At 55.7% G+C, this 21,549-nt stretch carries 21 protein-coding genes; 12 read left to right on the forward strand and 9 right to left on the reverse strand.

Annotation, left to right across the window (positions count from 1 at the left end; genetic code table 11):
* Nucleotides 1-196: 196 nt before the first annotated feature.
* The 3 genes from NNL35_RS05915 to NNL35_RS05925 all read right to left on the reverse strand — a co-directional run bounded on the left by NNL35_RS05915 (nucleotide 197) and on the right by NNL35_RS05925 (nucleotide 2,638).
* Nucleotides 197-364, reverse strand: coding sequence for a hypothetical protein (locus NNL35_RS05915; RefSeq protein ID WP_254553027.1), 168 nt, complete (start codon nucleotides 362-364; stop codon nucleotides 197-199).
* A gap of 449 nt (nucleotides 365-813) precedes the next feature.
* Nucleotides 814-2,025, reverse strand: coding sequence for an MFS transporter (locus NNL35_RS05920; RefSeq protein WP_006679549.1), 1,212 nt, complete (start codon nucleotides 2,023-2,025; stop codon nucleotides 814-816).
* Nucleotides 2,026-2,053: 28 nt separating this feature from the next.
* Nucleotides 2,054-2,638 (reverse strand): TetR/AcrR family transcriptional regulator, encoded by a 585-nt coding sequence (locus NNL35_RS05925; protein ID WP_006679548.1) that lies wholly within the window; start codon nucleotides 2,636-2,638, stop codon nucleotides 2,054-2,056.
* A gap of 157 nt (nucleotides 2,639-2,795) precedes the next feature.
* Here NNL35_RS05925 and NNL35_RS05930 point away from each other — a divergent pair, with 157 nt between their 5' ends.
* Both NNL35_RS05930 and NNL35_RS05935 read left to right on the forward strand, forming a co-directional pair.
* Nucleotides 2,796-3,389: an RNA polymerase sigma factor gene (locus NNL35_RS05930; protein WP_006679547.1), complete on the forward strand. Its 594-nt coding sequence runs from the start codon at nucleotides 2,796-2,798 to the stop codon at nucleotides 3,387-3,389.
* The gene (locus NNL35_RS05935) at nucleotides 3,346-4,299 is read left to right on the forward strand and encodes a hypothetical protein (RefSeq protein WP_138985676.1); all 954 of its coding nucleotides are present in this window, start codon (nucleotides 3,346-3,348) and stop codon (nucleotides 4,297-4,299) included. The genes NNL35_RS05930 and NNL35_RS05935 overlap by 44 nt, the downstream gene beginning before the upstream one ends.
* 59 nt (nucleotides 4,300-4,358) lie before the next feature.
* Here the strand turns inward: NNL35_RS05935 and NNL35_RS05940 are convergent, their stop codons facing one another.
* The 4 genes from NNL35_RS05940 to NNL35_RS05955 form a co-directional block, all read right to left on the reverse strand.
* Nucleotides 4,359-5,000, reverse strand: coding sequence for an SGNH/GDSL hydrolase family protein (locus NNL35_RS05940; protein ID WP_006679545.1), 642 nt, complete (start codon nucleotides 4,998-5,000; stop codon nucleotides 4,359-4,361).
* 154 nt (nucleotides 5,001-5,154) lie between these two features.
* Complete coding sequence (locus tag NNL35_RS05945; RefSeq protein WP_006679544.1) at nucleotides 5,155-5,340, reverse strand: hypothetical protein; 186 nt, start codon at nucleotides 5,338-5,340, stop codon at nucleotides 5,155-5,157.
* Nucleotides 5,321-6,481 (reverse strand): hypothetical protein, encoded by a 1,161-nt coding sequence (locus NNL35_RS05950; protein ID WP_006679543.1) that lies wholly within the window; start codon nucleotides 6,479-6,481, stop codon nucleotides 5,321-5,323. The genes NNL35_RS05945 and NNL35_RS05950 overlap by 20 nt, the downstream gene beginning before the upstream one ends.
* Nucleotides 6,482-6,526: 45 nt before the next feature.
* Entirely contained in the window at nucleotides 6,527-7,720 is a 1,194-nt protein-coding gene (locus NNL35_RS05955) for an MBOAT family O-acyltransferase (RefSeq protein WP_040734219.1), read from the reverse strand.
* A gap of 1,262 nt (nucleotides 7,721-8,982) precedes the next feature.
* Here NNL35_RS05955 and bioD point away from each other — a divergent pair.
* From bioD to NNL35_RS05980, 5 genes are read left to right on the forward strand one after another with little or no spacing between them, the layout of a single operon-like run.
* Nucleotides 8,983-9,777 (forward strand): dethiobiotin synthase, encoded by a 795-nt coding sequence (gene bioD / locus NNL35_RS05960; RefSeq protein ID WP_100226238.1) that lies wholly within the window; start codon nucleotides 8,983-8,985, stop codon nucleotides 9,775-9,777.
* Nucleotides 9,774-10,784 carry a biotin synthase BioB gene (gene bioB, locus NNL35_RS05965; RefSeq protein WP_006675145.1) on the forward strand — a complete coding sequence of 337 codons (1,011 nt, stop codon included), beginning with the start codon at nucleotides 9,774-9,776 and terminating at the stop codon, nucleotides 10,782-10,784. The genes bioD and bioB overlap by 4 nt, the downstream gene beginning before the upstream one ends.
* Entirely contained in the window at nucleotides 10,784-12,028 is a 1,245-nt protein-coding gene (locus tag NNL35_RS05970; RefSeq protein ID WP_254553973.1) for an aminotransferase class I/II-fold pyridoxal phosphate-dependent enzyme, read from the forward strand. Before bioB ends, NNL35_RS05970 begins: the two co-directional genes overlap by 1 nt.
* Nucleotides 12,025-12,864, forward strand: a complete 840-nt coding sequence (locus NNL35_RS05975) for an alpha/beta fold hydrolase (RefSeq protein ID WP_006675143.1) — start codon at nucleotides 12,025-12,027, stop codon at nucleotides 12,862-12,864. Before NNL35_RS05970 ends, NNL35_RS05975 begins: the two co-directional genes overlap by 4 nt.
* Nucleotides 12,824-13,732 (forward strand): methyltransferase domain-containing protein, encoded by a 909-nt coding sequence (locus NNL35_RS05980; protein ID WP_083835485.1) that lies wholly within the window; start codon nucleotides 12,824-12,826, stop codon nucleotides 13,730-13,732. The genes NNL35_RS05975 and NNL35_RS05980 overlap by 41 nt, the downstream gene beginning before the upstream one ends.
* 67 nt (nucleotides 13,733-13,799) lie before the next feature.
* Here NNL35_RS05980 and pfkB read toward each other — a convergent pair whose 3' ends face one another.
* Both pfkB and NNL35_RS05990 read right to left on the reverse strand, forming a co-directional pair.
* The gene (gene pfkB, locus NNL35_RS05985; RefSeq protein WP_006675141.1) at nucleotides 13,800-14,735 is read right to left on the reverse strand and encodes a 1-phosphofructokinase; all 936 of its coding nucleotides are present in this window, start codon (nucleotides 14,733-14,735) and stop codon (nucleotides 13,800-13,802) included.
* Nucleotides 14,736-14,876: 141 nt separating this feature from the next.
* The gene (locus tag NNL35_RS05990; RefSeq protein ID WP_006675140.1) at nucleotides 14,877-15,746 is read right to left on the reverse strand and encodes a class II fructose-bisphosphate aldolase; all 870 of its coding nucleotides are present in this window, start codon (nucleotides 15,744-15,746) and stop codon (nucleotides 14,877-14,879) included.
* Nucleotides 15,747-15,836: 90 nt separating this feature from the next.
* On the opposite strand from NNL35_RS05990, the gene NNL35_RS05995 reads away from it, so the two are divergent.
* The 5 genes from NNL35_RS05995 (at nucleotide 15,837) to ptsP (ending at nucleotide 21,365) form a co-directional block, all read left to right on the forward strand.
* Nucleotides 15,837-16,895: an SIS domain-containing protein gene (locus NNL35_RS05995; RefSeq protein WP_006675139.1), complete on the forward strand. Its 1,059-nt coding sequence runs from the start codon at nucleotides 15,837-15,839 to the stop codon at nucleotides 16,893-16,895.
* A gap of 193 nt (nucleotides 16,896-17,088) precedes the next feature.
* The gene (locus NNL35_RS06000) at nucleotides 17,089-17,880 is read left to right on the forward strand and encodes a DeoR/GlpR family DNA-binding transcription regulator (RefSeq protein ID WP_006675138.1); all 792 of its coding nucleotides are present in this window, start codon (nucleotides 17,089-17,091) and stop codon (nucleotides 17,878-17,880) included.
* Nucleotides 17,881-18,746: 866 nt separating this feature from the next.
* Nucleotides 18,747-19,232, forward strand: coding sequence for a PTS sugar transporter subunit IIA (locus tag NNL35_RS06005; RefSeq protein ID WP_006675137.1), 486 nt, complete (start codon nucleotides 18,747-18,749; stop codon nucleotides 19,230-19,232).
* 24 nt (nucleotides 19,233-19,256) lie between these two features.
* Nucleotides 19,257-19,517, forward strand: a complete 261-nt coding sequence (locus NNL35_RS06010) for an HPr family phosphocarrier protein (RefSeq protein WP_006675136.1) — start codon at nucleotides 19,257-19,259, stop codon at nucleotides 19,515-19,517.
* A 108-nt stretch (nucleotides 19,518-19,625) separates the two neighbouring features.
* The gene (gene ptsP, locus NNL35_RS06015) at nucleotides 19,626-21,365 is read left to right on the forward strand and encodes a phosphoenolpyruvate--protein phosphotransferase (protein ID WP_006675135.1); all 1,740 of its coding nucleotides are present in this window, start codon (nucleotides 19,626-19,628) and stop codon (nucleotides 21,363-21,365) included.
* The last annotated feature ends 184 nt before the right edge of the window (nucleotides 21,366-21,549 follow it).

Here is a 21,549-nt window from a genome sequence, read left to right on the forward strand (position 1 = left end):
CGAAAAACTGCAATAATACACTTTTCCTTTATGACGCGTACTCCATTACAGGGAATCCTGCAAAACACAGGCTATTGAGAAAGATATTTTGAGTAGGAAATGGATATTTCTACCGGCCTGAAAACTGCACCATTTCCCTAGACACGCCCATCCGGCAGGCGAAATCCGCAAAACTCCACGATTTCTCCAGACACGCCTATTCGGTAAGCGAAATCCTGCATAAATACAGCAATTCGATATGGACGACTTTTCCAGAATGGGAATGCTGCAAAATTACAGGAATTTCCCCCGTTTCGCTTTGGCTTGAAGCAAAAGGGCCTAAAATGATGTAGATTTGCAGCAATTCCTCGGGATGTGGACTCATTAAGCCGAAATTCCTGTAAAATAGCAGCAATTTCCTCCGCACGTCCAAGCCCCAGGAGGCAACGATGCTTCCAGCAGGCCGATAATGCTTTCTGAAGGCGATGATGCCCCCAGCATCCGACGCGGTCGCTTGGATCCCGTAAAATCAGGCTATTGAGTAGTCTATGGGACTTTTTACCTGTGATGGATCTCTTCACCTGGTAGAAAAAATCGATTTAAAAACGCTCTGAGAGCCAAGTTTGGATGAGGAAAATGGACCATCTCCACCCCTTCGCAAAAAAAGGGGTTTTCCAACAGCCTGATCCACGCAGCATTTCACTGCTTCATCCATCTTCCACCGGTTTGCGCGCCGCCGTTTTTCCCGCATCCACATTCCTCTGTTAACTCGTCATCTTCATCATTTTGCAGTGCCTGTGAGAGACTCCCTAAAGTGAATCGGACGAAGTTCACCTATTCGGCTTCTTCGGCGTCGTGTTCTGCAAATTGCTTCTCCTTCCACATCACGGTAATGCCGAGGCCGATGACCATAATGACGGCAGAGAACAGGAAAGGATAGTGAATGTTAACGTCGAACAGCATTCCAGCCATCGCCGGTCCGGCGATATTGCCCAGGCTCGTATAGGTGGAGTTCATTCCGGCTACGAAGCCCTGCTCTTTCCCGGCCGCTTTGGATAGAAATGTCGTCAAAGCCGGCCGCAGCAGATCAAAGGCAAGGAAGATGAAGCACGTTACCGCCAGCACGATCCAAAAGCCGGAGATGACGGTGGACACCACGGCCAAGATGGCCCCGGTAATCAAGCACAATTGAATCAGTTTCTTTTCCCCGAGTATTTCTACCATTTTTCCGAACATAAAGATTTGCACCACGACGCCGAAAATGGAGCTTACCGTAATAATGACTGCAATATCCTTTGGCGTGAACCCGAATTTATGATCGGAAAAGAGGCTGAAGACCGTTTCGTATGCCGATAATCCGAAAGCGAGCACAAAGACGATAATAAATGCGATACAGTAGAGCGGTTGAAGCGACTTTTTCATATCGGCGAGAAAGCTGCTTTGCTTTGCATTCGCGGAAATCTCCGCAAGCTGCTCCTTCGTGAGCTGTTCTTTTAAAATAAACACGGATAATATGCAAGCGAAAAAGGCGATTCCTGCCGCAAAGAAGAAGGGCATGCGTATGCCGTATTCCGCGATAAAGCCGCCGATGCCGGGGCCGATAATAAAGCCGGTGCTAATGGCGGCCGAGACATAGCCCATCGCTTTCGGCCGTTCCTGAATGGAGGTAATATCCGCGACATAAGCCGTAACCCCCGGCGTAATAAAGGCGGCGCTAACTCCTCCCAGCAGCCTTGAGATATAAAGCATCGCTGCATTCCCGGCCAACCCGAAGACGAGCTCGGATACGCTGAACAGGAATAGGCCGATGATAATAATCTTTTTTCTGCCGTAACGGTCAACCCAGCGTCCGGCGAGCGGCGACATCAGCAGTTGGGCCACGGCGAATACGGCGACCAGGTAGCCCATCGTTTTGCCTGACAAATGCATCATGTTCATGAAAGACGGCATGACGGGGATGACAAGACCAATGCCCAGGAAGGCAATGAATACATTGCTTAGCAGAATAAGCAAGACCGCTTTTTGTTCTTTGATTGTTTTCTTCATATCATCAACCACTTTCTTTCTGTCAAAATCAAGGATGTGCAATCCCTCGCCAAAATACGGTCCAGGAGGCCTCCAATTTCTCCTTCAGCCGCTTCTCATCATTGCCGCCGTACACAAGCTCCAGCATAATGGAATCGACGACGCCCAGGAAAGCGAGGGTAGGTGTTTTCGCCGCCTCTTCGACGATGGCTTTCTCATCGATCCAAGCCTGAAATTTGCGTTCCAGCATCGCCTGCACCTTTTCTTCGATATCAATGACTTCCTGTTCGATCGCTTTGGCAAGGTGGGCGGGCGGAAAAAAGGACATGCGGAGCCAAAACGTCAACCGCTCGTCTTGTTGGAAAAGATCGATGACCAATTGCAGAAATCCGTATAAAGCTTTCTCGGGATGCTGGGAGCCTATGCTGCTAAAATATTGAAGCTTGGAAGAGAGCTCCGTCTCCTTCGCATCACGCAGCACTTGGAGAAAAAGATCGTCCTTTCCTTTAAAATGGGCGTAGATCGATTGCTTTTTCATGCCGACATCTTCCGCAATGAGAGACAGGGATGCTCCCTCATAACCATGCATGGTGAAATATTTCAAAGCCGCATCCTTAATTTCTTCGCTTTTCAATCGAATCACCTCTGTATTAACGAACGTTCGTCAGTTATATTAACAAATATAGTTAATCGAAGCAAGCAGATCTTTTAAATTTTACATTACTTTTATAATTCGCTGTCACATTCCTGTGTCGATGGTTCGTTGTATAGAGTGAAAGGGGGGGGACGGCGTGGATGAAGCGGAGCTGCGTCAGATTATTGCTGATGTGGTGGAGGGGGATACTGAAAAATTCGAGACTATCGTGCAATTCTACCAAAAACCGATCTTTCACTACTGTTATCATATGTTAGGCCATTATTCGGAAGCCGAGGACAGCGCCCAAGACGCGTTTTTGAAAGCATTTCGGGCTTTGGCGAAATATAATCCCGATTTACCGTTCTGCGCGTGGTTGTATAAGATTGCCTATCATCAATGTATCGATGTGATCCGCAAGCGGAAGCTGGTGAAATATTTGCCCTTCTTTTACCGGGATGACAAGGAGAATAAACCCGTAGAGTTGCAGATCGAAACCCATTATTTTGATGAATTCGTGCATCGGGCCATGTCGAAATTATCGGCGGAAGAGCGGAACCTGCTGATTCTACGCTGCGTTGAGGATAAGAGCTACGAGGAAATTAGCCATATTCTTAACCATACGAGCGTCAATCTGCGCAAAAAATACGAGCGTGCAGCCGCAAAATTCCGCAAGTATTATGCCCAAGCGAAGGGAGTGGGAACGTATGAGTTGGAACAAGGATCAGGATTTGAGAAAACTGTTTTGTGACCCACGGATACCCGATGCCGACTTGACTGGAAGCGTGATGACGAAGCTGGATGCGGGACAAACGAAAAAGGAGCGATTTTTTGTGAAATATAAAGTGAGTCTACTCGTGTTGGCCGGAATGCTGTTGACGGCATCCACCGGCTTTGCGACGGTTCAATATCAATCTTTAAAAAATAAGGAAGGCGAAATCGTCTATCAGGTCAAACCGTTAAAAGAGGAGCCCCATTCAAAGCAGAAAAGATCGGAGGAAGATATATTACGCTTCAGAAAAATCTTTGAGCTCGAGGATAAGCTGCTAAAGAACGGAGAGGCCGCGCTTATCTATGTCGTTCCCCACAACTCGAAGCATAAAGCGGAGCTAAGATTCAAGCCTGCCATCTTTCAAAATCTGTCTCAATTGCGCGGCAAAATTGCGGATAAGTCGATCACAATTCCAGAGAGCGTGAACGGAGATTATAAATTTAAACAAGCGAAAGTTTTCTTTAGATCCGTCTTGGATGTGAATCCGCCTTCCGCAAAAGAAGAGGCGGCTATCGCGGAGAAGCTGCGCAAGCAGGCGGAGGAATCGAATAAGGAATATGCCATAATGCCGGTAGAAATGTCGGATCAAACTTTTCATATCTCTCTCGAGTATAAAAACGGCAAGGATAAAATTGATGTTATAATCCGTTCAAGCGGGGACAACCAACCAAGCATGCACTACATTGATGAAAAAATTGACTTTAAACAGCAAAAAATTGATGTGAAGGGCGTAGAGATGCTTTACACGGATTATTCCTCTTCCCATGAGATAGCGTGGGTATACGAAAGCCCGGATAAAAAACAAAAGCATACCTATAAAATCCAGGCAAATACGGATAAAGTAAGCAAAGAGGACATGATTAAAATCGCCGACGCGTATCTGAAATAATCAAAGAGAGCGGAACGATGTTGTTCCGCTCTCTTTATTGTCAAAGCAGACGGAGGAGATCAGGAGGCTGGCTTGCAGGCGGCAAGATAGGGGGCCAATCGTTTGGCAATAAGCCGGTGTCCCTGATCATTGGGATGGATGGGCAGGAACCCGCTCAATGCGTCTTCCAGCTTTCCTTTTCGATATCCATAGATAAGATCGGCTTGTTTGCCTTCGAACCACGTATGAACAGGTGCGACGCTGGCGCCGTAGCTTTGGGCGGCTTCTTTGGTCGCGTGATTTAACCGGTCTATCGACATGATTGCAAGAGGGCTGTTCGGAAACGGATTATATTGCGTGCAGCAAATGATTCGGGCATGGCTGTTGTTTTTGATGTGAGCCAGGATGGCATGCAAGGTTCGCTTGTAACGGCTTAAAATCACTTTGGCAGCCAAAGGCTGCCGGCTTCGAAACGCGGACAGCGCCGCATTCGCCAGATCCACTCCTCCAATCCATACCGAGACCACAGCAGAACGGCGAATCAGGGAAGACCCTTGCCATATCGCGGCATCCAATAAATCATAGGCGCTCCAACCGGGACGCGCCAGCACAAATACCCGGTAAGGGCATGAGATCGATCCGGCCAATCGGGGGTATGCCCTTGCCGCAGAAGAGGCATTCTCCCCGAATGTAATCGAATCACCAAGAGCTGTATAGATCATAGGACAATTCCCCACCTACTCCTCATTATCCAGACGAATCCTTAACGCATCTTAGAGGTATGATATGGCAAACATCCACAGGTTGTGTGGACGCTTGTCATCCCAGGAAGGGGAAAGAAAACGGCGTACAAGGATTTGTACGCCGTTAGGTGTGTTAGAAGTTCATATAAATAAATTCCTGCGTCTCACCGGAGAAGAACAAAATACCGAGCACGATGGCGATCAGGACGATGGCTCCGCCGAGAGCTGCTCCCACCATCATCAGCGCCCGTCCGACACGATGAGTGAGACGGCGGGATCTCGTCTGGGCCAGTCTGGCGCTACGGGGTTGTAATTCCATATTCCTTCAACCTCTTATACAAAATTTCGCCGAACATTTTATTTCCTTTGTCGATAAGATGAGCCGGATCGCGATAATATTCGTGCGGGATCGTATTGTCCTTATCCTTATTGAATTCGATATACGGATAGCCTTTGGACTCAATCAGCTTCTGATAAGCCCCCATCACCTTGGTATACTCGTTCCAGTTGAACAGCTTCTTCTTCGCAATATGCTCTTTATCCAGCGGAGCGGAATAGAATACGGCTTTCTTGTCATGCTCCTGCAGCAGATCCAGCGTTTTCTCGATCATGAACAGCCCGAAGCTGTTATCCTTGTCGAAAGGCTTATTCCAGCGATAAAGCTCTTTGTAATGCTTGTCGATGCCTTCCTTTTGGGCGTCTTTCAACTTGTCGTAGGCTGTATACATCGGGGTATAGCTTTCTTTTATCCCTTTTTTCTCGTCCTCTTTCTTTTTGATTTCCCGGCGGATTTTCTCCATCGGCGTACGGGTCTTGAACAGACGGTAGCTGATCGCGTCGCGATCATGATAGAGGGTCCACTTGTTCAGGAAATGGGACGTGACCCAATTGTGAATGTCGCTCGGAAGCGACTGGCGGTTCTTGTCCGGGAAATCATCCAGCCAGCTTCGCGGAATATTTTGGTCCAGCTTCTCGACAAGCGACGGATAGACGATGACATTCGGCTCATTATCCGAGACGACGGCGATGCCGTAGTTGATCTCATAGACGACATAATCGACATTATCTATCATCGAGGCGAGCAGGGCATAGGTCTCCGTGAATCTTCCGCCGGCAATTCCCAGGTTGACCACGCGGCTGTCTTTCAAATGAACCTGAAGGACGCCGGCCGAGGTGTTCTCCCCCTTCTTCACGGTCGTGCCAAATACCGTGGAAGGCCCGAACATGCCGATGACCTTTTTGCCGTCATTCGGCTGCTCCTTCAAATATTCCACCCACAACGGCGTATAGACGATCGAATCGTAGGTCGGAACGCGGAGTTCCTTTTTCGCATGTGTCACGACTTCTTGCCTCATTTGTTCGACCACTTGATCGGCTCCATTGCCCAGTCCGAGCAATCCGACCAAGGCGAAGGAGATAAGCATGACGGACACGGTCTTGTTCAGAAATAAATTAGCCATTATACCTCACACTTCCATTCCATCAATAATCGAAAATCGGTTAACCTATCGCATGCCGAGCAGCCGGAGCATCAAATCCCATCCGTCTACAATCGGCAGAATGAAAAATACGCGGCTGATCGTGACGCCAAAGAACGTAATCAAAATCGCGATGGTTGTCGTTCCCGGCTTGAGCCACTTCGGAACAGGCTTTAATGAAGGCTTGATCTGCTTCACGTAAAAGCGATGGATACATAACATCACGCCATGGAACATGCCCCAGACGACGAAATTCCAAGCGGCTCCGTGCCAGAGGCCGGAGACGGTCATCGTCGCCATCAGATTCAAATAGACCCGGGGCGCGGAGACGCGGCTTCCGCCGAGCGGGAAATACACATAGCGGGTCAGCCAGGAACCGAGCGAGATGTGCCAACGGTTCCAGAACTCGGCTACGCTGCGGGCCAAGTAAGGGAAGCGGAAGTTCTCCGGCACGACAATGCCGAACAAGCGCGCGGTTCCGATCGCAATATCCGAATACCCCGAAAAGTCAAAATAAATGACGAATGTATAGGCGACGAGCGAGATCCAGAGCGTTGCCGTGTCCGAGCCGGCTATTCCAGCCTGCGAGTATACCGGTTGCGCCAGCAAATCGATCGAACCGGCCAGCACGAGCTTTTTGAACATCCCGAATCCAATCCGGGTTACCCCAATCATCACATGGTCGATGTGAAATTTCGAGGTAAGCTGGGGATAGAATACCTGAAACTGCTTAATCGGCCCGGCCACCATCGTCGGGAAGAAGAAAATAAACGACAACAGTCCTTCCGGCCGATGTTCCGGCAAAGTTCCACGCTTGCGTTCGACCAAGTAATGAATCAGCTCGAACGTAAAGTAAGAAATGCCTAACGGCAGCACAATCTGCTCCGCCTTCGGCAAGAAGGGCTGATGCAAAAACGAAAACAATTCATTTAACGTATCCAGCATCATATTCGTGTACTTGAAATAACCAAGCACGAGAATGGCGCCGATAATGCCCGCGGGATAAATCCACCGCTTGGTCCACTTCGCCGCAGCCTTAACCACCATAATGGCGATGACAACCTCGGCAAGCAACAGGAACAGATAAGAGCCTGCATAATAATAGTAGAATGTGACGCCTGCGGCAAAGAGCACCCAGGGTCTGACACGATGCGGCATGAGGTGATACGTGACGACAGCCACGAGCACAAACAGCCAATAAATCCAATCTGTATAAATCATAATTTCCGTATCCACCATCCAAATTGCCAAACTATCTGTATCTTAAACCTTTGTTCATCTTACAACATCTAGTAGTTAAATTATATGAAAACTTCATAAAGACCCCTTATTATTTTCTTAAAAACGACAAAAAATCCCTTTTAGCAAACTCTTCCTTCCCTATAATTAGATGCGTGAAACGGCCCGAAAGTTTTGAATTATTTCAAGAATTAACGGCGGCAATTTTTTGCAGACAAAAAGGAGCATGGCGTTCTTTTATTAAGTGGGTATTCCATAAATTGGAACATAAGCGTGTGCTCCGTTTCTTGGCCTGATGGGATGCTCTAGTTTCTCTTTTGATCGCTATCCCAACGAGTCAGGAGTGGTGTGTGGGGAACGTTAATTGGTTGGCCGGGTGGTCGAAGTGTCTGCTGTCTCTTTTGAGCGCTATCCCAACGAGTCAGGAGTGGTGTGTCGGGAACGTTAATTGGTTGGTCGAGTAGTGGAAGTGTCTGTGTGCCCTTTTGATCGCTATCCCAACGAGTCAGGAGTGGTGTGTAGGGAACGTTAATTGGTTGTTCGAGTAGTGGAAGTGTCTGTGTGCCTCTTTTGATCGCTATCCCAACGAGTCAGGAGTGGTGTGTTGAGAACGTTAATTGGTTGGCCGGGTGGTCGAAGTGTCTGCTGTCTCTTTTGAACGCTATCCCAACGAGTCAGGAGTGGTGTGTTGAGAACGTTAATTGGTTGGTCGAGTAGTGGAAGTGTCTGTGTGCCCTTTTGATCGCTATCCCAACGAGTCAGGAGTGGTGTGTTGGGAACGTTAATTGGTTGGTCGAGTAGCGGAAGTGTCTGCTGCCTCTTTTGAACGCTATCCCAACGAGTCAGGAGTGGTGTGTCGGGAACGTTAATTGGTTGGTCGAGTAGTGGAAGTGTCCGCTGACTCTTTTGATCGCTATCCCAACGAGTCAGGCAAGGAGCGTGGGGAATGTAACGCGTCAGCAGGATTGTAGCAACGGTTGCCCTTCACAGAATGAATGGGGAAAATGGCGGAGTGCGGTACTTCTGATTCGAGGGGATAGTGGAGCAAAGAATCGAAAGGTATGTATGAAGTGCAGGCGCCGGGAAGAGGAGCTACCTCATGTCAGCCTGCCATATATGTAAACCTGATAATAGAAAAAAAGGTTTACGAACTCTTGTCGTCATCATGCCATTCTTGTAAAATAAAACGTTGTAACGTTAACTTTGTATCAGTTCATTTTGGTTTACAGAAAAGAGGAGAACGTATGATGCCAGATAACCTGCCTAAACCGGTGAATGCCGCCGGCCTGTTCGTATCCTCGACCGGGACAGAGGTAGGGAAGACGGTCGTTGTTTCAGGGATTGCCGCTTACCTCCATTCGGTTCGGAGGCGCAAGCTCAGCCTCTGGAAGCCGGTGCAGAGCGGCGTGGCGTTAGGGTCTCCGGATGCGGACAGCTACCGGCTGCGAATGGGCAGCGGAATGTCCGAGCTCGCCGAGGAGGACATTGCGACGTGGACGCTGCGTGAGCCGTTGGCGCCCTGGATGGCATGTGAACGGGAAGGGATTCGTTTTTCTATGGAAGCCCTGATGGAAGAAGGCAGCCGGCGACTGGAGTCGGATGCGTTCCTGCTGGTAGAAGGAGCGGGCGGCATTGCCGTTCCGTTGACGCGGGAGATGACGATGGCGGATCTGGCTCAGGAGCTGGGACTTCCTGTGCTGCTCGTGTCTGCCCCCGGATTGGGCACGGTCAGTCACACGGTAACAGCCATCCATTATGCCCGCGAATGGGGCAACGATGATATTGCTGTCGTGTTCAGCGGTCCGCCGGAGGCGGCATCGGAGAGGGAGATCCAAGAGAATGCCTGCATGATCGAAGCGATGACGAATGTACCTGTATTGGGGCTGATGCCATGGCTGCCGCAGCCGGAAGGCATACAGGCGGCTGATCTGTTCGCTTGGGCGGCATGGCGGGAGCGATGGTTGCAATGCACAATGCGCCTGTCTCGGCTGACGAAGTGGTTGGCAGACCGGGAATGGGGAAAAGTGAAGGAGCGATGATGATGAGCAAAACATTGCAAGAGCAGCAGATGGATTGGCGCAAGCTGGCGGATAAGTCGTTAGCCGGCGAAGGAATAAGCCGGGAAGAAGCGTTGGAAGTGCTGCGGGCGGACGATGACGAGTTGCTGGCGATCATGGATGCGGCTTACCGGGTGCGGCGGCAATTTTATGGGAATAAGGTGAAGCTGAATCTGATTATTAATGCAAAGAGCGGACACTGTCCGGAAGATTGCGGTTACTGCTCGCAGTCCCGGGTGTCCGATGCGCCGATCGAGAAGTATACGATGCTGGAAAAGGATGTGCTGGTGGACGGAGCGCGCAAGGCGATGGAGATGCAGGCCGGAACGTATTGCATCGTAGCCAGCGGGCGCGGGCCGACGCCGCGGGAGCTCGATCAGGTGGTCGCCGCCGTGGAGGAGATCAAGGCGACGATGCCGATGAAAATCTGCGCCTGCCTTGGCATTTTGTCGCAGGAGCAGGCGAACCGGCTGAAGCAGGCCGGCGTCGATCGCTATAATCACAACTTGAACACGAGCGAGGACCATTATTCTCATATCACCTCGACCCATACATACGCCGATCGGGTACATACGGTTGACACCGCGAAGCAAGCCGGGATGTCGCCTTGCTCCGGGGTGATTATGGGAATGGGAGAGACTGATGAGCAACTGGTGGACGTCGCATTTTCGCTGCGGGAGCTGGATGCGGATTCGATTCCGGTCAATTTCCTGAACCCGATTCCGGGAACGCCGCTCGGCCATCTGCATGATCTGGACCCGCGCCGCTGCTTGAAGGCGCTGGCGATGTTCCGCTTCGTCTGCCCGACGAAGGAGATCCGCGCGTCCGGCGGGCGGGAGGTCAACCTTGGTTCGCTGCAGCCGCTGGCGCTGTACGCGGCCAATTCGGTGTTCGTCGGTGATTATTTGACGACGGATGGGCAAGAGGCGACCGCGGATCACCGGATGATCGCCGATCTCGGCTTCGAAGTCGAGCGATGCGCTCTGTGATGGAGCCGATGATGGCTGCGGAGAATGCAGGACGCTGGAATTGGATGCGCTCCGAACTGGACGCCTTGGAGGCGGCGGGCCGGCTGCGCAAGCTGGAGCCTGCGGCGTGGCTGGAGCACGGATGGATCGAGCGGAACGGCAAGCGGCTGCTTCATCTCGCTTCGAATCATTATCTCGGCTTCGAGCCATGGCTTGATGATGATGGATGGGCTGGGCTTGCGGCGGAGTGCCGCCGCCTCGGCGAGCCGGCCGTGCGCATCGGCTCCGGGGCTTCCCGGCTCATCACCGGTCATGATCCGCAGCATGACGCGCTGGAGCGGGAATTGGCCGCCTTCAAGGACACGGAAGCGGCGCTCGTGTTCAGCAGCGGCTACATGACGAATGCCGGCGTCATTCCTGCGCTGGTCGGCCGGAAGGACGTCGTCTTCAGCGATCGGCTGAATCATGCGAGTATTACGGACGGCATCGTACTGAGCCGGGCTCAGCACATTCGCTATCCGCACCGGGATATGGATCGGCTGGAAAAGGCATTGAAGCAGTGGCGTACCGGAGAAGCGGGCGTCCCGTCGCGGCAGGGGCGACTGCTGATCGTGACCGACGCCGTGTTCAGTATGGACGGGACGGTGGCGCCGCTCGCCGATCTCGTGACGCTGAAGGAGCGCTACGGCGCGATGCTGATGGTCGACGAGGCGCACAGCGGCGGCGTGTACGGACCGGGAGGGCGCGGGCTGTGCCATGCGCTCGGGCTGCATGCGAAGGTGGATATCATCATGGGCACCTTCGGGAAAGCCTTTGGCGCGGTCGGCGCTTATATTGCCGCAGAGGATATTGTCGTCCGCTACCTCATCAACCGGGCGCGGACGCTCATTTATAATACGGGGCTGCCCCCGCTTGTGGCCGCCTTCATCCGGCAGCGGCTGCGGGACGTGCGCGCCGCCGATTCTGCCCGCGCCGAGCTGATGCGCAAGGCGGCGCTGTTCCGCGCGCGGCTGCAAGCCGGGGGCCTGGACACGGGCCCCGGCGACAGCCATATCGTGCCGGTGATGTGCGGCACCGACCAGCGCGCGGTCGCGCTCAGCGCCGCGCTTGCGGAGGCGGGCGTCGCCGGCGTGGCGATTCGCCCGCCGACGGTGCCCGAAGGGACGGCGCGCATCCGCTTCGCGCCGACCCCGGCGCACCGCGACGCCGACCTGCTGCAGGCGGCGGATGCGGTCGTGCGCCTGGCCGCGGAGGCGCGGGCATGAGCGGGACGCTCGGGCGGCCCCGGCCGCGGCAGCAGGCGAAGCTGCTGTGGATACATGGCTGGGGCCTGAGCGCCGAGGTGTGGCGGCCGCTCGCGGAGGCCTTGCCGATGTTCGCGCACCGGTACGTGTCCTTCGGCGCGTGCGAGACGGCGGATGACCTGCGGGAGGCGGTGCGCGCTCCGCTCCGGCAGGAGCCGGACGGCCCGTGGCATGTCGTAGGGTGGTCGCTTGGCGGCATGCTGGCGATCGAGCTGCTCGCCGGGCTCGCCGCCGGGAGCGGCCAATGGGCGGGACTGCCGCGCATCGAGAGCGCCCTGCTCGTCGGCACGACGCTGCGCTTCGCCGCCGAGACCGGGGAAGCGGGGTGGCCGCCGCGCGTGCTGGCCCGCATGCGGCGCCGCCTGGCGCAGGCGCCGGAGGAGACGCTGCTGGCCTTCCTCGGCCAGCTGGATGCGGGCCCGGCCAGCCCAGGCGAGCCGTCGCTGGCGGAGAAGCTGTGGCGGCAGCTCGCCGCTGCTCCCGGCTTCACGCCAGCCGGGCTCGATGCGGGGCTTGCCTATTTGGAGGCGGCGGATCTGGCCCCGCAGTGGGCGCGCATCGCCGCGCTCCCGGCGGCGGAACGGCCGCGCCTGCTGTGGCTGCACGGCGCGAACGATCGCGTGTGCCCGCGGGCCGCGATGGAGCGGGCGCGGGCATCCTTCGGTTCGGGGCTCCGAACCGCCGTAATACCGGATGCGGGGCATGCGCCGTTCTTGTCGCATCCGGAGGCATGGCGAGAGGAGGTGAACGCGTGGTATGAAGCGATCACACACGATGGCTGGGGGAGCGGGGAATGACCCGGCGCCTGCCGGCGCGGGCGCTCGGGTCGATAAGAAGCTGGTCGCCCGCCGCTTCGGCAGACATGCGGCGGAATATGACGGCTACGCGGAAGTGCAGCAGGTGATGGCCGCAGGTTTGGCGGAGCGGGTGCGGCGGCATCACCAGGGCCCCGCGGCGCGAATGGCCGACATCGGCTGCGGCACGGGCGGATTGGCGGTTCGGCTCTGCCCGTACTATTCTGCGGCCGAGCTGACGCTGCTCGATCTGGCGCCGGCGATGCTTCGCCAGGCGGAGCGGAAGCTGCGTCGCCACGGCTGCCCCGGCGGGCAGGTGCGCGCGGTAGCGGCCGACGCCGAAGCGTGGGCGGCCGCCCAGCCGGAAGGCGGCTACGACCTGATCGTGTCGAGCGCCGCCTTCCAATGGTTCAACACGCCGGCCGCGACACTGCGGCGGCTCGTGCAATTGCTCCGGCCCGGCGGGCTGCTGGCCTTCGCCACGTTCCTGCCGGGCACGCTGCACGAGCTGCATGCCGCGTTCCGGCAGGCGGACGCCGAGCAGGGCCGGGCGCCCCGTCCGCGCGGGCAGGAGTATCCGTCCGCAGCCGATTGGCACGGCTGGGCGCGGGACGCGGCCGGGCCCTTCCTGCTCTGGGAAGAGGCGAGCTGCCGCTGCGAGTACGGCAGCGTGCCGGAGATGCTGGCCCAGGTCCGCCGCATCGGGGCCGGCAATGCACTCGAGGCGGGCGCAGCAGGCGCCTCCGGCATGAGCCCCTCCCTGTACCGTCGGATGGTACAGGCGTATCAAGAGCGGTTCGGCGGCCCGGACGGCCGCATTCCGGCCACCTATGCGTTCGTCTACGCGCTGCTGCGGAGAGAGCAGGAATGAGTCGCAGCCGAAAGCCGAATAGGCCGCCTGCGGTGCATCTTGGCACCACAGGCGGCCTGTTCCGGTGTTATCCGATCCGTTCGACGTGAATCTGTGTGCGAAGCGACTCGACATCGTCCAGCCGCACTTGCCCGGCGGAAGGCATCAGTGAATTGGCCGTGCCGCAAGCGGCTCCGAGAATGAGGCCGTCTTCCGCGGACAGGCCGCGCTTATCGGCGACGACGAGCCCGGCGACCATGGAATCACCGCTGCCGACGGGATTGATCGCTTCGACGGGAGGCAGGGTGACGCGGTAGAGCGCGCCCCGGACACCGGCCAACGCGCCGCGGGCGCCGAGCGAGACGACGACCCGCTCGATGCCGGAGGCCATCAGCCGCCGGATGGCCGGCAGCACTTCGTCTTCGGAGGCATCGGCCCCTCCGCCGGTCAGCTTGCCTATCTCATGCTCATTCGGCTTGATAAGAGCGGGTGAGCTCTTCACGCCTTCCTCCAACGCGGCGCCGCTCGTATCCAGAATCGGGATCGCGCCCGCGCGGCGCGCGATCTCGACCAATTCGGCATAGAGCGCGGGGGGACAGCCCTGCGGCAGGCTTCCCGAGAAGACGATGTGAGTGGACTGGGCAGCGAGCGCCGCCACTTTGTCCCGCATCGCGTCGAGATCGGCCGGGGTTACGGCCGGCCCTTGCTCCAGCAGCTCGGTCTGCGTTCCGCGCCCCGGATCCAAAATGTTGAGGCATACCCGCGATTCACCCTCCACGTGCACGAAATCGGCGGGAATCCCTTCTTCGCCCAGCTTGTGCAGAATCATCTGCCCGTGGAAGCCGGCCGTGAACCCGGAAGCGGTCACCTCTTCGCCCAGCGCACGAATGACGCGGGCGACATTGATCCCTTTGCCGCCGGCGGTGGCGGTCATCTGCTCCACCCGGTACAGCTTATCGAGTGCGAAGCCGGGTACGATATAGGTTTTGTCTATCGCCGCGTTGAGTGTCACGGTCGTAATCATGTCGCTTCTCCTTTCAAATTCCGCCGCTGCGGGAAGGCTCCACTCCGATAGGGAAGGAGTGGACGGAACGGCTCGGCTGCAGGGGACAGAAGTGTTCGGTACCACAGCGGAGAATGGAACGCCTTCGTTCCTCGATGCGGATTAGCGGACGGCGTCCGCTTGGCCGAGGCAGCCGGCCATCTCCATTTTCTGAATAGCCAGCGCCTTGACGGCTTGCTTGGCCGGAATCATATATTTGCGCGGATCGTTCTCATCCGGATTGGCCGCAAAGATGGCCTTGATGGCGTCGGAGAAGGCGATGCGCAGCTCGGTTGCGACATTCATCTTCGCCATGCCGAGCTTCACGCAGCGCTTCACCTGATCCTCCGGAATGCCGGAACCGCCGTGCAGGACGAGCGGAACGGCGACCTGCTTCGCGATCTGCTCCAGCCGATCGAAGGCGATCTTCGGCTCTCCCTTATAGATGCCGTGCGCCGTTCCGATAGCAGGCGCCAGCGTCGGCACGCCGGTGGCGGCGACGAAGGCGGCGCATTCTTCCGGCACGGCCAGGCGGGCGTCTTCCTCCTCGACGATGATATCGTCTTCCACGCCGCCGACCTTGCCCAACTCGGCTTCGACATTGACCCCGGCAGCCAGGGCAACGCGGACGACTTCCTGCGTCATCCGCACATTGTCGTCATAAGGATGCATGGAAGCGTCGATCATGACCGAAGTGTAGCCTGCGCGGATGCAGCGGACGATTAGATCGTAATCGGTGCAATGATCCAGATGGAGCGCGATCGGAACCGAGGAGAGCTTCGCTGCGGTCGTCGCCGCAGCCACGATATATTCCGGACCGAGATGCTTCACGGTGCCGACCGTTGTCTGCAAAATGAGCGGAGATTGGGTGTCTTCGGCCGCTTCCACTACCGCTTGCAGCATTTCCAGGGTGTGCACGTTGAATGCGGTAATTCCGAAGCCTTGCTCGCGGGCGGCCTGCAGCATTGAAGTTGAGCTGATGAGATGTCCCATAATTGTAACCTCCAGCAGTTAATGATTGATTCAATCAAAAATATGACTTATAATTTCATTTAAGATGATTATAAGGGAGGAATTTGGGAGATGTCAATTCAAGATACGCATACGTACCGGGAAATCAGCGAGCAGGCTGCCGCGCTTCAAGACGCATGGAATCAACTTCAATCCCAGCGAGGATGGGTAGATAAATATGTAGGGAACGCGCAGTTCGAGGAGATCGTATTTATCGGATCCGGCTCATCCTGGTACCAGGCGATGACAATGGCGGCGACGTACCGGGCATGGACGGGCAAGAGCGCGTCCGCCATTCCTTCCTCGGAGCTGTTCTTGTTCCGCAACCAGACCGTGACACCATCCAAGAAGACGCTGCTGGTCGGCGTATCTCGTTCCGGCGAATCGCATGAAGTCATTCTGGCGCTCGAATCGGTGGCCGATCTGCCGAACTGGACGACCTGCGGCATTACATGCCATCCGGAGAGCAAGATGGCGAAGATGACGGAATGCCTCGTCTCGCCGTCGGGAGCAGAGAAGAGCACGGTCATGACCAAATCGCTCAGCAGCATGACGTTCCTCATGCAGGCGGCAATCGCGCTTGCGTCCGGCAGCGAAGCGGCTTACCGCGAGCTCGAAGCCGTATTGCAATCTGACGCGGCGTTGGTTACAATGGCGGATGACAAGGTGAAAGCATGGGTCGAATCGAACCAATTCGACAGAACGATCTATCTCGGCATGGGCGCGCTGTACGGCTTGGCGCTGGAAGCCTGCCTGAAGCTGAAGGAAATGACGTATACATGGACCGAGGCCTACGGTACGCTGGAATTCCGCCACGGCCCGAAATCGATCGTCGATGCGAACACCCAGATCGTGCTGCTGCTGTCCGAACAAGCCCGCTCCTACGAGCTGAAGGTAGCGGAAGAGATGAAGCAGTACGGTGCGACGGTCGTCATTATTACCGCCCAAGCGGGAGCGGACACCGCATTTGCCGATCTCGTCTTCGAGGTAGGCCATGGAGATGCGAGCGATGAGGCCCGGGCAGTTTTGTATTTACCATATGTACAATATAATGGTTATTATACGGCGGTAACCCGCGGCTTGAATCCGGACGATCCGCGCAACTTGACTCAGTTCGTAGCCATTGACTAGAAGCGGCATGGCGCCGGTTCCGGGCAGGGAACAATCGCAGCCCGTGAGCCGGCCATATCGCGTTGCGGTTCCCCTCGTCCAGGCAGCCAGGGGCGGACATCGCTGGTAGGGTTGAGGAATCCAGTTATCCTTAGGGCGGCGAGGCCCGGCTCTCTTCCTGCTGCGGGGGAGTATGATAGGAGTGTAATGAATAATGAGTGAGACGTTATCCAAAGGCGAGCAGCGCCGCAGGCAGATTTTACAGCGGTTGAAGCAGAATGGCCGCATTACGATTCCGGAGATTATCGAGAACTTCGATTGCTCGGAGGCGACAGCACGCCGGGATTTGGACGTATTGGAGCGGAAGGGCGAGCTGATTCGCACCATCGGAGGAGCGATATTCGAAGGGGCGGGAGCCATTCGTGAAGTTCCGTTCGTGGAGAAGCGCCAGCTGTTGTGGCTGGAGAAGGAAGCCATCGCCAAGCGGGCGTTGGATTTCATTGAAGAAGGCGACAGTATCTGTCTTACCGGCGGCACGACCACCTTCCTGATCGCGAAGCTGCTGAAGGAGCGGCAAGGCATTACCGTCGTTACCAATGCGGTGAATATCGCGATGGAGCTGTCGGACTGCGACGGCATTCAGGTCGTCGTCATCGGCGGCGTCATGCGCAGCAACAGCTTCGAGCTGTGCGGCCCGCTGGCCGAGCGCACGATCGAGCATCTCAACATCGAGAAGCTGTTCATGGGGATTGACGGTTTTTCCCCGGCGAAGGGCATTACGACGTACTCCGAGCTGGAAGCGCAGACCGCACAGATGCTAATGCGGCAGGCCCAGCAGACGATCGCGGTATTCGATCATACGAAGGTCGGCAAGGCCTCGCTGTTCTCGGTCGCCTCCATCGGGGAGCTAACGGCCTGCATTACGGATCACGAACTGCCGGAAGAGATGGCTTCGGCCCTCGAGGAGGCAGGAATAGCTTGTTATTATGCCCAGCTTCCGGATTGAGAGGCGGGCTTTTTTATTTTGGCGGAACGTAAGCAGTGGAGGCCGGACCAAAGCTGCAAAAGTACAGTATTTTCCATCCCCAGAGGCGATAATTGGCGGAAATGCTGCAAATCAGCATCTTTTTCTCCCAATTGTCTCCTTTTCTAAGCCCCAACGCAGGTAATTCCTGCATATTTGCAGGATTTCCTATGCCGCATCCCAGTGCCAATCAAATTACTGCATTATTGCAGCATTGGCGGACCCAGCCGCATGCAAAAGGCGTTGCCAGGCCGGCAAGGGGAAGGCCGTAAGCGACAAAAAGACACGAATCTATTCTAATTTACATAAAATGTAAATCGGAGACGCGCCAGCGGGAAGACATGAACTCCTTCCGCTATACATAAAGCGGCATCCGGGCGCGGAGGCAGCAGCCGTTCTTCATCTGCCCCAGACAGCGGCAAGCCAAAACATCCCCAACAGGCGGCAGGGGGCGCATAGTTACGCTGCGTTTTGCTCGCTTTGGAGAAGGCCGTTCAGGTTATCGGTATGATTTTATCCGGGAACGCACATCTTAATGGGTAACCGCCCATTTACAGCTCTTGGCGATTATGTCATTTTGGTAACAGCAGTTACGCACGCTTGCATCCGGTATGCGCTCATGTTAGAATAGTGTTGACATTTACACTGCAAGCAGCGTGTTACTAGTACGACTAGGCATGAGCTAAGCGGCCGTTCACAGCGTGAACTGCGTGCTTTAGCCCATGCCTTTTTTGCTTTGTACGAGAGATAACGACATTGCAGGGATTCCCGTTATTGGTCCTATTCCGTGCTTCCGCTGCGGATGCGCGGCAGGGCATCATCAGTGCTTACTACGAGGAGGAATTCACATGTTTGGACTTGGCAAAAAGAAGAAAACGATATCGGTCGTTGCACCTATAACTGGCAATGCCGTTCCCCTGGAACAAGTGGACGATCCGGCATTCGCCCAGAAAATTATCGGAGACGGCCTGGCGATTGAGCCGGAGCAAGGGGTGATGGTCGCTCCGTTCGACGGGCATGTCATCCATCTGATTGATTCCCATCACTCGCTCGTCCTGGGGCATGAATCGGGGTTGGAGCTGCTGTTCCATATCGGCGTGAATACGGTGTCTCTGAAGGGCGAACCGTTCACTCCGCATGTGAAGACGGGAGACAAAGTGAAGCAGGGCGATGTCTTGATCGAGTTCGATATGGATAAGATTCGCGCAGCTGGCCTTCCTGTCATCACGCCGGTGGTCGTCGCGAATGGCGATGCGGTTGCCGAATTGAAGACGAAGCTGGGTCCCGTCAAGAAGAATGAGACGGAAATTATGGAAATCGTAATGAAAAAATAGGTTTTTGTGAAAGAGGAGGCCATCATGGAGAAACAATTCACGATCAAAAATCCGCAAGGCGTTCATGCTCGTCCGGCGGGAGCCATTATGAAAAAAGCGGCTGAGTTCCCGGATTCGCAAGTATCTCTGGAGTTCAACGGCCGCAAAGTAAGTGCGAAAAGCATCACGGGCGTGCTGACGCTCGGCATGAAGGCCGGCGACGTCATTACGGTGTCGGCTGAAGGCGATAAAGCCGAGCAGGCGATTGATGCCGTAGGCGCCGTGTTGGAATCCGTTCTCGATTAATTCGGGAGAGATACGGTTATAGATATGACGAACGGCGAAGATATGCCGATACGACACAATAGACACCATACAGACGGGATTGAGAACAGAAGGAGTGGAGGAACCGTCATGTTGCTACAAGGGATTGCCGCCGCTTCCGGCTATGCTATCGGGCAAGTGTTCGTCCTGCAGGAGCAGGAAGCTTCGGTGGAACGGGTAGACATCGCTCCCGGCGACGCGGATGCAGAAGTAGAGCGGCTTCAGAATGCGGTTGCACAGTCGAAGGATGAACTGGAAAAGATTAAGGCAAGCACGGCGGCCCGGCTTGGAGAACATGAGGCGGAGATCTTCGCTACGCATCAGCTCCTCTTGGAGGATGAGGAATTCATCGGGCAGGCCATCGCGCAGATTCGCGCCTTGAACGTGAACGCCGAATATGCGCTGCATGAGGTGACCGAGCAGTTGGTCGCGATCTTTGCCGGCATGGATGATGAATATCTCCGCGAGCGGGCAGCCGACTTCCGCGATGTCAGCAAGCGGGTGCAGCGCCATCTATCCGGCGCCAAGGCGGCTTCGCTGAATGATTTCGATGAAGCGGTCGTCCTGTTCGCCAATGATCTGACGCCATCCGATACAGCGCAGCTGGATCGGTCCAAGGTGGCTGGATTCGTTACGGAGATTGGCGGACGCACGTCGCACTCCGCGATAATGGCCCGCTCGATGGAGATTCCGGCGGTGGTCGGGCTGACGGATGCGATGCGCAGCGTCAAGACGGGCCAGATGGTCATTGTGGACGGCTCAAGCGGCATCGTGCTGATCGAGCCCGATGCCGAGACGTTGGCCGCCTACCGGGAGAAGAAGGAGAAGTTCGAGCTGCGCCGGGAAGAGATGAAGCAGTACAAGGATCGGCCTTCGGTGACGGCGGACGGCCATCAGGTCGAGCTGGTCGCCAATATCGGGAACCCGCAGGATGCGCTTGGCGCGCGGAATCACGGGGCGGAAGGGGTTGGCCTGTTCCGTACGGAGTTCCTGTACATGGGCCGCGACACATTCCCATCGGAAGAGGAGCAGTATCATGCCTATACGGCCGTCTCCCAGACGATGGGAGCGGAGAAGCCGATCGTCATTCGGACGCTTGATATCGGAGGAGACAAGGAATTGTCTTATCTGGAGCTGCCGAAGGAGATGAACCCGTTCCTCGGGTACCGTGCGATTCGGCTCTGTCTTGACCGCAAGGATCTGTTCAAGACGCAGCTGAGAGCCATTCTCCGCGCCAGCGCGCACGGCAACATCAAGCTGATGTACCCGATGATCGCGACGATTACCGAGCTGCGGGAAGCGAACGAACTGCTCGCCGAAGCGCGGCAAGAGCTGGATGCGGAAGGCGTGGCTTATAACCGCGAGATGGAAGTCGGGATTATGATCGAGGTGCCGGCCGCGGCGATTGCCGCCGACCAGCTTGCCGAAGAAGTCGACTTCTTCTCGATCGGCACCAATGACCTCGTCCAATATACGATGGCCGCCGACCGCATGAACCAGCAAGTGTCGCATCTGTCGCAGCCGTTCCATCCGTCCGTGCTGCGGCTGATTAAGATGGTCATCGATGCGGCGCACAGCCACGGCAAGTGGGCCGGCATGTGCGGAGAGATGGCGGGCAATCTCAAGGCGATTCCGCTGCTGCTTGGCCTTGGTCTGGATGAGTTCAGCATGAGCGCCAGCTCGGTGCTTCCGGCACGCGTGCTGCTGAGCCGGCTTGATCGGGAAGCGATGAAGCCGTTGGCCGAGGAAGCGCTGCGGCTGACGACGGCCGAAGAGATACAATATCTTGTCGTGGAGCGCATTCCGGCGATTCAGGAACTTACCATATAAAGAAACTTGTCCAGGCTTGAGGGAGAAAGCAGGAAGTGTTCTCTCTCAAGCTTGACAATTTTCGATAATTTTCATCGAAACCTTGACGTTTTTTCAATTTTTATTGAAGATGGTTGCGCCCTATTTTACAATAAACTTACGTGACTGCATGATTTTTTTCGTAACCGTTTCCACCTGTCTGCTC

Source organism: Paenibacillus dendritiformis (genome assembly GCF_945605565.1).
Taxonomy (GTDB): domain Bacteria; phylum Bacillota; class Bacilli; order Paenibacillales; family Paenibacillaceae; genus Paenibacillus_B; species Paenibacillus_B dendritiformis_A.

Coding starts and splice junctions, on each gene's coding strand:
- NNL35_RS05915 (WP_254553027.1), bottom strand. CDS start 364: ATGAGTCCACATCCCGAGGAATTGCTGCAAATCTACATCATTTTAGGC.
- NNL35_RS05920 (WP_006679549.1), bottom strand. CDS start 2,025: ATGAAGAAAACAATCAAAGAACAAAAAGCGGTCTTGCTTATTCTGCTA.
- NNL35_RS05935 (WP_138985676.1), top strand. CDS start 3,346: ATGAGTTGGAACAAGGATCAGGATTTGAGAAAACTGTTTTGTGACCCA.
- NNL35_RS05940 (WP_006679545.1), bottom strand. CDS start 5,000: ATGATCTATACAGCTCTTGGTGATTCGATTACATTCGGGGAGAATGCC.
- NNL35_RS05945 (WP_006679544.1), bottom strand. CDS start 5,340: ATGGAATTACAACCCCGTAGCGCCAGACTGGCCCAGACGAGATCCCGC.
- NNL35_RS05950 (WP_006679543.1), bottom strand. CDS start 6,481: ATGGCTAATTTATTTCTGAACAAGACCGTGTCCGTCATGCTTATCTCC.
- NNL35_RS05955 (WP_040734219.1), bottom strand. CDS start 7,720: ATGATTTATACAGATTGGATTTATTGGCTGTTTGTGCTCGTGGCTGTC.
- bioD (WP_100226238.1), top strand. CDS start 8,983: ATGATGCCAGATAACCTGCCTAAACCGGTGAATGCCGCCGGCCTGTTC.
- bioB (WP_006675145.1), top strand. CDS start 9,774: ATGATGATGAGCAAAACATTGCAAGAGCAGCAGATGGATTGGCGCAAG.
- NNL35_RS05970 (WP_254553973.1), top strand. CDS start 10,784: ATGGAGCCGATGATGGCTGCGGAGAATGCAGGACGCTGGAATTGGATG.
- NNL35_RS05975 (WP_006675143.1), top strand. CDS start 12,025: ATGAGCGGGACGCTCGGGCGGCCCCGGCCGCGGCAGCAGGCGAAGCTG.
- NNL35_RS05980 (WP_083835485.1), top strand. CDS start 12,824: ATGAAGCGATCACACACGATGGCTGGGGGAGCGGGGAATGACCCGGCG.
- pfkB (WP_006675141.1), bottom strand. CDS start 14,735: ATGATTACGACCGTGACACTCAACGCGGCGATAGACAAAACCTATATC.
- NNL35_RS05990 (WP_006675140.1), bottom strand. CDS start 15,746: ATGGGACATCTCATCAGCTCAACTTCAATGCTGCAGGCCGCCCGCGAG.
- NNL35_RS05995 (WP_006675139.1), top strand. CDS start 15,837: ATGTCAATTCAAGATACGCATACGTACCGGGAAATCAGCGAGCAGGCT.
- NNL35_RS06000 (WP_006675138.1), top strand. CDS start 17,089: ATGAGTGAGACGTTATCCAAAGGCGAGCAGCGCCGCAGGCAGATTTTA.
- NNL35_RS06005 (WP_006675137.1), top strand. CDS start 18,747: ATGTTTGGACTTGGCAAAAAGAAGAAAACGATATCGGTCGTTGCACCT.
- NNL35_RS06010 (WP_006675136.1), top strand. CDS start 19,257: ATGGAGAAACAATTCACGATCAAAAATCCGCAAGGCGTTCATGCTCGT.
- ptsP (WP_006675135.1), top strand. CDS start 19,626: ATGTTGCTACAAGGGATTGCCGCCGCTTCCGGCTATGCTATCGGGCAA.